This window comes from Holospora undulata HU1, from assembly GCF_000388175.3.
In the GTDB taxonomy this organism is placed as follows: domain Bacteria; phylum Pseudomonadota; class Alphaproteobacteria; order Holosporales; family Holosporaceae; genus Holospora; species Holospora undulata_A.
The window spans coordinates 1-3,476 of record NZ_ARPM03000179.1; the positions used below are offsets into that span (position 1 = coordinate 1).

Annotated in this window: 4 protein-coding genes and 1 pseudogene; all 5 read right to left on the bottom strand. The window is 37.5% G+C overall.

The window, feature by feature from the left end:
• Positions 1–66: 66 nt before the first annotated feature.
• A pseudogene (locus K737_RS09015) lies at positions 67–741 on the bottom strand (IS5/IS1182 family transposase).
• 473 nt (positions 742–1,214) lie between these two features.
• Positions 1,215–2,015 (bottom strand): hypothetical protein, encoded by an 801-nt coding sequence (locus K737_RS05555; RefSeq protein ID WP_152531112.1) that lies wholly within the window; start codon positions 2,013–2,015, stop codon positions 1,215–1,217.
• A gap of 381 nt (positions 2,016–2,396) precedes the next feature.
• A complete protein-coding gene (locus K737_RS08460) occupies positions 2,397–2,573 on the bottom strand; it encodes a transposase (protein ID WP_006303548.1) in 177 nt (58 codons plus the stop codon).
• 400 nt (positions 2,574–2,973) lie between these two features.
• Positions 2,974–3,129, bottom strand: a complete 156-nt coding sequence (locus K737_RS11235) for a hypothetical protein (protein WP_235075714.1) — start codon at positions 3,127–3,129, stop codon at positions 2,974–2,976.
• On the bottom strand, positions 3,104–3,226 hold the full coding sequence (locus K737_RS11510; RefSeq protein WP_268743866.1) for a hypothetical protein: 123 nt from the start codon (positions 3,224–3,226) through the stop codon (positions 3,104–3,106). Before K737_RS11510 ends, K737_RS11235 begins: the two co-directional genes overlap by 26 nt.
• Positions 3,227–3,476 lie beyond the last annotated feature (250 nt).

Below are 3,476 nucleotides of genomic sequence, written 5' to 3' on the forward strand. Positions count from 1 at the left end.
TACTAAGGCCCGTATTCAATTAAGCCAAACGACAAGTAAAGCCAAGTGAATAGCGCCTAGAAAATTCTAAGACGTTTTTTCATAGCACAGGGAAATGGCTTTGTATTGCTTTCATTTTGGCCAAGAAATTCTCCGATCAAAGACGGGATTTAAAAAGATATGTATCATAATTTGAAGGCACTGAACGGGTTTTTTTAGGAGAGATCACGGCCTTCCCCCCCCTTTTTCTTTGAGTTTTCTCTGCCTCCTTTCATCGGCATCATACGCTTTATCGGCAAGTACCGCACCAGCCTTCACGGGGTGATCAGCGCCTTCCAAATTATGGGTCTGACCTTTTGTCAAGTGAAAAGCGATGGGATTACTAGTGATATTGCCTTGGGCGTCACAGATTGCATGAATCTTAGTGCTCAGGATGGCCTGGTTCTCGTTTTTTTTAGTTCCAGCTCTGTGTTAGTAGGCGCCCACAATCGTGGAATCGATCATCGCGTACTCGTTTTGGCGTCTTTTGCCAGCGCCTAAAAGACTCTTTTCTATACGCCCTTTTGGCTCTAACTCGTAAAGCGGATGGATAGCTTTAAAAGCGCCAAACCTCTCCGGCCACGAAATTCCTGCACGGTAACGGTATAAAACAGCCTACACAAACAGGAGGGGGGTATCTTTTGCTGTAACGCGCACACCTCCCGAGGTTCCAGGTAAAAGATCCTTGAGCCGACCCCTCTGCCTCAACGCATACCGTCTCATTGAATACAAAATCCTTCTGAATTTTCTATTAAATTTTCAAAAAATATAAAAAATTAACTTAATTGAGGATGGGGCGTAATTTTTGCAAGATAAATACAGAATATTTTCGAGTTTTTCTGTTAAAAAACCTCATAAATTACTTTATTACCGAACTCTAGCTCAATATTTTTCTCTCTTACTGTTTCTGGCCTTAATAAATAAAATTCAGCAGCTACTTTCTAAATAAAAACTTTTTTTAACCTATTTTTCTAAAATCCGTTAGGTAATTTATCACCTGTTTTTTACATATTCTTTTCGCTTATACGATATTCACTTCTTTTGCAGTACTCTTTTTCATTACTTCAGTTTTGATAATAAATTTTATTTTACTTTACTGAAAAAAAATTCATGAGATGCTTTATTTTCCAAATTCAAAATCTAACGCATCTCTACAAAACGCATTAACTAGTACAGCACGACACCAATAGCTGACCTTATTCTTTGACAGGAAAATCTTCTTTTACTTTTTTAATTAGCTCCTGCATTTTTTTAGATCTAAGATTTTGAATAGCCATACGAGACAAAGTACTTTCTGACGTGCGCACCCCTTCTTTCATAAAACGTACAACAAGTACTAAAGAGCTTTCTTTATCTAAAGGAACTACCTTTATATCTCCAACTTTCATTTCTTTTAAAATTTTTTCTAATTGAGGATTAGATTTTAACATTTTTACCGTTAAATCATTGACCTTATACTCACCGTTTGGATTGTTTATTTGAAATTTTTTTGCCCAAGTTTCAAAAACCTTTCCTGATAAATCGCTTTTTAAATTTTCTAATTTTTTTAACTCACTCTCCATATCCTTTTTACCGTCTTTGCTTTGTTTATCAACGATAACCGTTTCAATAATAACACTTTTCATAACATCATCATCTTTTTTGAGATTCGCTACCTCTTGATTAATCTCTTCTTTGGTGGCTTGTTCTGCGTTTTCCCCTAATTTGCGTAGAGCAGCAGAAATGTAAGCCTGATCAAGAGCCGACTTCGTTTCAGGTAATTCATCTAACTTCTGAGCTTTAGCCCATTCACTAAGCTGACACATCGTAATATAATCTTCCCTGAGACGTTTTTTTTCATCTTCCGATATATCTTTTCCTTTTCTTTTACTTGATATCTGTTTCAGTATTTGCTCTATTTCTGACTTTTTGATAACACGCTTCCCTACTACACACAAAACATCTTTACCCCCCTCCTTTGCAGCACCCCACAGCTGATCTTCTCCAAATGAACACATAACTCCTACCAAACTTAATGTCCAAAAAAACATTTTTTTACAAAACATATTGCTCTAATTTGCTTGACTCTAAAGCTATGCTAATGGAAGGTTCTTAAAGAGTCAAGTTTTTATAGAAAACAACTATAGAGAATATACAGAATACATCTTTAGAAAATAAAAACTTTTACGTAATAAACTTTTTAAGCACTTAAAATCTCGGAACAAAAATCTATCGGAACAAAAATCTAGATCAGACAAATTGAAATACAAATCAATCAAGATCTATTTGATTGAAATCGAACTGTATAGCTAATATCACATAAAAAAGTTGTATTGAGTAAATTTAAATATCTCTCCAATAAAACAGTTCGTCGTTTTACGTATGTGCATAGATTAGAACTATTTTTTCTCAATGAAATTGAGATTAGGTGAATAAGAAGACAAGTATGGCAAGGTATGACCAGAATCTTTCAGAACTTTTTGCATGTCTTGAACTTTGTAAAAAGAAGTATTATCCCTAACGATCACGCTTTTTGAAGGTAAATTTGGCAATAAAATCTGCTCTACCCAAGACACAACACTGCTGTGTTAACAAAAGCCTGTAATTAAGCCAATTGCGATTAATAGCACTACCAATCAAAGCACCTATTGCATTAGTTCTTGGCTTCCCCAATCATGCTTCCCATAGCATGGCTGCCGCTGTCCTTATATCTAATATCCATTGTGCCTTAGCATGTCATGCGTCAAACCACTTTCGTCAATAAAAACTATTGGTTTTTCTTGTTTTTTCAGCTTGCCAGCGTGTCAGCACGTAGACCTTTTTATGGATCCTCCTTGATGGAATTCAGAGTCTTTTATATACCAAATCAAACTGCAAGTGTTGGACTAATGCGTTGAAAGTTGTCATTGACGCGGTTGACAAGATCCATGGCGATGTTGTCCCAGGTTTGGGGGGTATAGGGAGGAACAATGCACCTTAATCCCCATTTTTTTTCGCTGCTTTTGGGAGGGCTTTGCTTGTAGGGCCTTGATCCAAGATCAGGTGAATGTTAGGCGCCTTTGGATAAGCGTCTTTCAGAGGATCAAAAAACCTCTTCAAGGGGGAGCTATTCAAGGGTTCTAAGGATACCACCCGTCAAATCCAAGGCTCCCATCAGGTTCATGCGTATCATGGGGGTGCCTGACAGGTGATTTTCGTTGCCATGGTGGGGGGCGCCATCACCAAACATCCGGCGGTGTTGTCATCACCGTCTCATAATAATTAATAAACGCTTCCTGCTTGGCTGCCTTTTTAAATGAAAAATTATGGGCGTGCAGCCATAGGGTTCAAGAACATGAGCCGCAAATATCGCTTGCTTTCATATACGCTATGGCTTTCCAAATGTGCGATAAGTTCTGCTGTTTGTGAAACATTCCGCTTGCTCACAGAGCCCTTGCTTTACACCATTAACTTTTGATCTTCCTTATACTCTTCTACGA

What these genes read in the sequence shown, in the direction of transcription:
- K737_RS05555 (WP_152531112.1), bottom strand. Translation starts at nt 2,015, where the DNA reads ATGTGTTCATTTGGAGAAGATCAGCTGTGGGGTGCTGCAAAGGAGGGG.
- K737_RS11510 (WP_268743866.1), bottom strand. Translation starts at nt 3,226, where the DNA reads ATGTTTGGTGATGGCGCCCCCCACCATGGCAACGAAAATCACCTGTCA.